3 protein-coding genes and 1 pseudogene are annotated in these 6,020 nt (G+C 34.0%); all 4 read left to right on the top strand.

Annotated elements, in window-relative coordinates; genetic code table 11:
* Positions 1-198: 198 nt before the first annotated feature.
* Positions 199-1,515 (top strand): sensor histidine kinase, encoded by a 1,317-nt coding sequence (locus tag LOK41_RS26995; protein WP_241819121.1) that lies wholly within the window; start codon positions 199-201, stop codon positions 1,513-1,515.
* Positions 1,516-1,519: 4 nt separating this feature from the next.
* The gene (locus tag LOK41_RS26990; RefSeq protein ID WP_241819119.1) at positions 1,520-2,464 is read left to right on the top strand and encodes a response regulator; all 945 of its coding nucleotides are present in this window, start codon (positions 1,520-1,522) and stop codon (positions 2,462-2,464) included.
* Between the two features lie 306 nt (positions 2,465-2,770).
* Positions 2,771-4,171, top strand: coding sequence for an amino acid permease (locus LOK41_RS26985; protein ID WP_241819113.1), 1,401 nt, complete (start codon positions 2,771-2,773; stop codon positions 4,169-4,171).
* Between the two features lie 421 nt (positions 4,172-4,592).
* Positions 4,593-6,020, top strand: a pseudogene (locus LOK41_RS26980) (spore germination protein); the annotation flags it as partial.

The following is a 6,020-nucleotide window of genomic DNA, read 5'->3' as shown; positions in this document are numbered from 1 at the left end:
TAAAAATGTTCAGACCGTATAGAGTGTCTGAACATTTTTGTGTTACAAAGTATCTTCCTGTTTTAAAGTAGAAGAATGTAAAGAATACTCACAATGTTCAATGCTTTCGTTTATATCTATCGTTTTTTGTAAAAAACAGAGTAAGTGTTGTATTAATGCTAATAGATTTGTATACTGACTGTTAGGCGAAAGTGGGAAGTGATTATTTTGAATCTTAGTAATTTAGTAAAAAAAGACATCTATATTCTGGTTTTGATGGTATTTACAGTACCCTTAGTAGGTGAAATAAAGTCTTTTCCCTTAAATGAAACATTTAGAATGAGCTTTGGTGCACCAACATTTTTCTTTTTTTTGTTATTATTTCGACGAATGCCAGCATTTTTGCCGGGTTTTTTAACAGCGATAGTGGTTGTAGTATTTCGTATCTTAATGGACGTCATCACAAAGGATAATATGGATTGGATAGCTGCTTTCCATATCCACTATCCTAGTTTTTTCTTTTATTTTACTTATTCTTTTCTCTTTTACTTAGCGAAAGTCGAACGCTTTCATCATCAGCCATTGATGATTGGGTTTATCGGTTGCATCATTGAAATATTATCAGACTGTGTGGAATTAATGATTCAATATTTCGTATTAAAGACAACTATCACACCAGAGGCAATAAATGAGATAATCGTTATCGCATTTTCCCATAGTTTTATAGTTCTAAGCTTTTTCAATATGATGAAACTGTATGAAGCGCAGTCAAGGGAGAGACACATTAAAAAACAAAATGAACACATGCTTATGCTTATCTCTAATTTATATGAAGACGCTGTTCATTTAAAAAAAACGTTGCAAGATGCTGAAAATATAACAAAAAAATCCTATGATTTATATAAAACCTTAGACTCTTTTGAGCATAAACAGACGAGCTTTCAGTTTGAGGGTTTAAGGCAGCGGGCATTACAAATTGCTGGTGAAGTCCATGACGTTAAAAAGGATAACCAACGTATTTTTGCTGGACTTTCAAAGTTAATTTCTGATGAAAGTTTTACAGATTATATGTCTGTACATGAACTGGTAAACATCATTATACGAGCAAATGAGAAATACGCCCGGTTATTAGAGAAAGACATCCAATTTGTGTATAAGATTGATGGCGTGCATCCTCACTATCATATTTACACAATCTTATCAATTATAAACAATATTGTTGCAAACGCTGTAGAAGCTATCCAAGATATGGGAACCATCACAATTGACATTAATAAAGACCATCATTCCGTTGAATTTCGAATAGGAGATAACGGTCCCGGTATTTCTTCAAAGTATAAAGAGTCAATTTTTGAACCTGGGTTTACTTCTAAATATGATGATGTAGGTAACCCATCGACAGGTATCGGACTATCGTATGTAAAAGAAATGGTCGAACAGCTTGAAGGTGATGTTACATTTGAGGACAGAACCGAAGGAAAAGGATCGATTTTTATAATCAGATTAGGGATTGATCATATAATTTCGAAAGGGTGATTCTATGTATTTTTATATAGTAGATGATGAGAAAGCGGTTCGCTCAATGTTGGCTCAAATTATCGAGGATGAGGATCTTGGAGAGGTTGTAGGAGAAGCTGAGGATGGTTCATTGTTAGATCAACAAATGCTAATCCTCAAAAATATAGACATTTTATTTATCGATTTGTTAATGCCGATTCAAGATGGAATAAAAACAATTCGTCAAATAAAACCATCGTTTAAAGGGAAAATCATCATGGTTTCTCAAGTAGAATCAAAAGAATTAATTGCTGAAGCGTATTCGCTTGGCGTTGAATACTATATTATTAAGCCCATTAACCGGATTGAAGTATTAACAGTCGTTCAGAAAGTCATCGAACGAATCCGATTGGAAAAATCGATAAATAACATTCAAGAATCGCTCAATATGGTACTAAAATTGGATAGTGATCAAAGTACGCAGGAAAAATACCGTAATGAAAAACATATAAGTACTTTCAATCATTTTCGAAATTCCATTCATTTTCTTCTATCTGAATTAGGGATAGCCAGTGAAAGCGGAAGTAAAGATTTAATGGACATGCTGGATTATTTATATAAATATGAACAAGATAAAACGTTGGAACAAGGGTTTCCCTCACTAAAAGAGATTTTTGTGAATTTGGCCCAAAAAAGACTTGGAGAATCAGCTGAAGAAGCCGAATTAAAAAGGTCGATTGAAGCCTCCAAACAACGGATTCGGAGAGCAATTTATCAATCATTAAACCATTTAGCATCCCTTGGACTTACTGATTTTTTAAACCCGAAGTTCGAAAATTACGCTTCTAGGTTTTTTGATTTTACTACTGTAAGGAGAAAGATGACAGAATTGAATAATGAGCCAACATTACCTACTCGTATCGATACGAAAAAATTTATTCAGGTTCTTTATTTTGAAGCAAAACGAATACACTTGGAATTGCAATGACGAACTCTTGCTAATTCTTAGTCTCAAATGATGGATTTATCATTGTTTTTAATACAATTTAGCTTGTATAATCTGCCTAAGAGAGTATACCTTTTCGTTCACTTTTACTTAATATGTAATTAAAAATCAGAAAATTACGTAGGAAATCGGTAAGAGTGTACTAACTTAGAGTAAGAAAATATGTATTTTCTATTTTTTAACATTAATTTTCATTGATAAAATTATTGAAAGAAAATAAATAATTGTGCTAATATAATTTTAATTTTAATTATTTTCTCATTTTTTATACATCTTAGGGGGAAGAAAATGAATGCATTTATTAGAAAAAAGTCCATTGATCATTTGCAAAAGGAAGGCCTTAGAAGTACTGGACTAAATCGAGTGTTAGGATTATGGCAATTAACTGCAATTGGATTAGGAGGAATTATTGGGGTTGGAATTTTTGTTCTAACAGGAGTAGCTGCATCTGAGCATGCTGGTCCTGCAGTTATTTTATCTTTTATTATTGCTGGACTAGCTAGTGCAGCTGCTGCACTATGCTATGCTGAATTTGCTGGACTTATCCCCGTTTCTGGGAGTGCATATACTTATAGCTATGCTGTATTAGGAGAAGGAGTAGCATGGTTAATTGGTTGGGATCTATTACTAGAATATATTTTAGTAGTAGGAGTAGTTGCTATTGGTTGGTCTGGATATATGCAAGAATTACTTCAACAAATCGGAATTCATATTCCAGTTTGGGCTCAAGGGGCTCCAGGTACAGGAGAAGGACATCGAGTAGATTTAATTGCAGCTATAATAAGTCTCGCTATTGCTGGATTGCTCACTTTTGGCATGGAATGGGGATCAAAATTTAATACTCTAATGGTAATTATTAAATTAAGCATTATCTTAGTAGTAATTGCTGTTGGAAGTTTCTACATTGATTCAAGCAATTGGCATCCTTTTATGCCATTTGGTTTTAACGGCGTGATGGGTGGTGCAGCACTAGTATTTTTTGCAGTATTTGGATATGATACGTTAACTACAGCAGCTGAAGAAGCTAAGAATCCACAACGTGATTTACCAAGAGCGGTAGTTATCTCATTAGTTATTGCATTATGCTTGTATATTGGAATGTCTTTAGTGATAACAGGGATGGCACCCTATCATACATTAAATAACGCTGCACCGGTAGCTAAGATTTTTAGTGATGTAGGATTAAAGTGGATTACTTTATTTATTTCTGCTGCTGCGATTACGGGAATACTTTCTGTTTTATTTTCATTTACACTTGCAGGCTCACGAGTTTGGTTTGCAATGAGTCGAGATGGATTATTACCAAAATGGTTTACAAAGGTACATCCTAAATATAAGACTCCACATCGTCCTACATTAATTATCGGTATAATTACAGCGATTATATCAGGATTTACTCCTATTAATGAGGTAGCTGAATTGGTTAATATTGGTACATTATCGGCATTTATTTTAATTTGTTCCTCTATCATTGTGTTAAGAAAGAAAAGACCAGATTTAGAAAGGAAATTTAAAACGCCTTTCGTCCCTGTAATTCCGTTGGTTGGGATTTGTTTTTCAATATATCTTATCATCAGCCTTCCAGAAATTACTTGGATTCGTTTTATAATTTGGATGCTTATTGGACTTGTTGTATATATGTTATATGGAAAAAACAAAAGTAATTTGGCTAAAAATATAAATAAATAGTTAGTTAAATTAAAGTAAAAAAGATGCTAGAGATAGCATCTTTTTTACTTTAATAGGTATTATTACATCTCTTTATGCTTATTTATATGCAAGCATAAAAATAAGCATAAAAGGAAACAATATCTAGAAAATTGAAATCGAAATTAGGAACAGAAAGTCTCAATGGTAACAAGAGTTTAGTACGGAATGAGATTAATGCCCACCGTTCTATTTTTGGGAATCTTTATAAAAAAAGACCAGATTTGATAAAATCTTGTTCCTAGGAGGGTACATTTATAAGATGATGAAAATGTGGAATATGATTGTTTCCTATCTTCCGGATTGGGAATTTTTTTGTACAAGATTTTGTCGTATTTTTAATTCCATATATTATCTCAAGATTTTTTCATTGGGTCAGTATATCAGAGAAAGAGTGATAAAAATGAGTTGGTGGGAATCAAAGGACAAACAAGTACAAAAAAATACCATTCAAAGCAATGCTAAACAACAAACTAAGCCTTCTCGAAACTCAACGGTTCATTTTACGGGTGACTTCACATCAGACTTAGAACTCATAAGACAAGAAATCGGTCATAATTCAGATGTTCACTTTCGGGAGTTTAAGATTGGGCAGACGGGTATTCTAGCTGCGATTATTTTTGCCGATGGACTATCAGATAAAGAGCTGATCGATAAACACATTATGAAATCACTAATGGTTAACTTTTTCGACGAATATAAAAACGAACCTTCTTTTGTGGAGGGGACCGTTTCGAAAGAATTTATTAAAAATAAAGTTCTTTCTATTAGTGAAGCAGCAGAAGTCTATTACATAAAAGATTTGGTATCAAAAGTATTGACAGGTTCGACAGCCCTTTTGATTGATGGTGTATTAGATGTGTTCATTCTTGGTACAACGAAAATAAACAAACGGACTATTGAAGAACCAGTATCAGAAGCATTAGTCAGAGGTCCACGGGTAGGTTTTACTGAAGTATTAAGTGATAACACCGCACTTTTGCGACGTCATGGTGAAAATGAGAATTTATCACTAATAAAGCTTCAAGTAGGAGAACGTGCAAAAAAAGAGCTAGTTATAGCCTACATCAAAGACCTTGCTAGTCCAGAATTAGTGGAAGAGGTAAAATCAAGAATTCAGAAAATCAATATAGATAGTGTACATGAATCTGGTTATATAGAGCAACTTATTGAAGATAATTACCTCAGTCCTTTTCCACAAGTTCAAAATCGTGTTATTAGTGCCTTTATGGAAGGGCGAATAGCGATTTTACTGGATGGGACACCATTCGCATTAATTATTCCAGTTACATTTAGTATGCTGTTACAATCACCAGAAGATTATTATGAACGCTGGATTCCAAGTACGCTTCTCCGCCTATTGCGTTTCTTTGCAGCCTTTGTTTCATTATTTGCTCCTTCATTATATATTTCCTTTATTTCGTTTTCATCCAGGATTAATTCCCACCAAGCTAGTTATCTCTATTATAGGAACACGTGAGGGAGTTCCTTTTCCTGCTCTTATAGAAGCGTTGATTATGGAAGTGGCCATCGAAATTTTACGGGAAGTTGGGTTACGTTTATCTAAACCGATTGGACCGGCAATGGGGATTGTGGGTGGACTAATTATTGGCCAGACTGCCGTAGAAGCAGGGATAGTCAGTCCAATTATGGTAATCGTTGTAGCTGTTACAGCTATTTCTTCCTTTACTATCCCACAATACAGTGCAGGGATTACATTACGCATTCTTCGGTTTGTAGCCATGTTTTGTTCTGCCGTGTTTGGGTTGTACGGAGTCATTCTCTTTTTCCTCTTACTTTGTAGCCATTTGGTAAAACTGAAAAGTTTTGA

Origin of the sequence: Bacillus sp. TL12 (assembly GCF_022625245.1) — a bacterium.
GTDB lineage: Bacteria > Bacillota > Bacilli > Bacillales > Bacillaceae_G > Bacillus_A.
The sequence above is the reverse complement of the archived record's forward strand: the minus strand, read 5'-3'. Positions and strand labels throughout refer to the sequence as shown.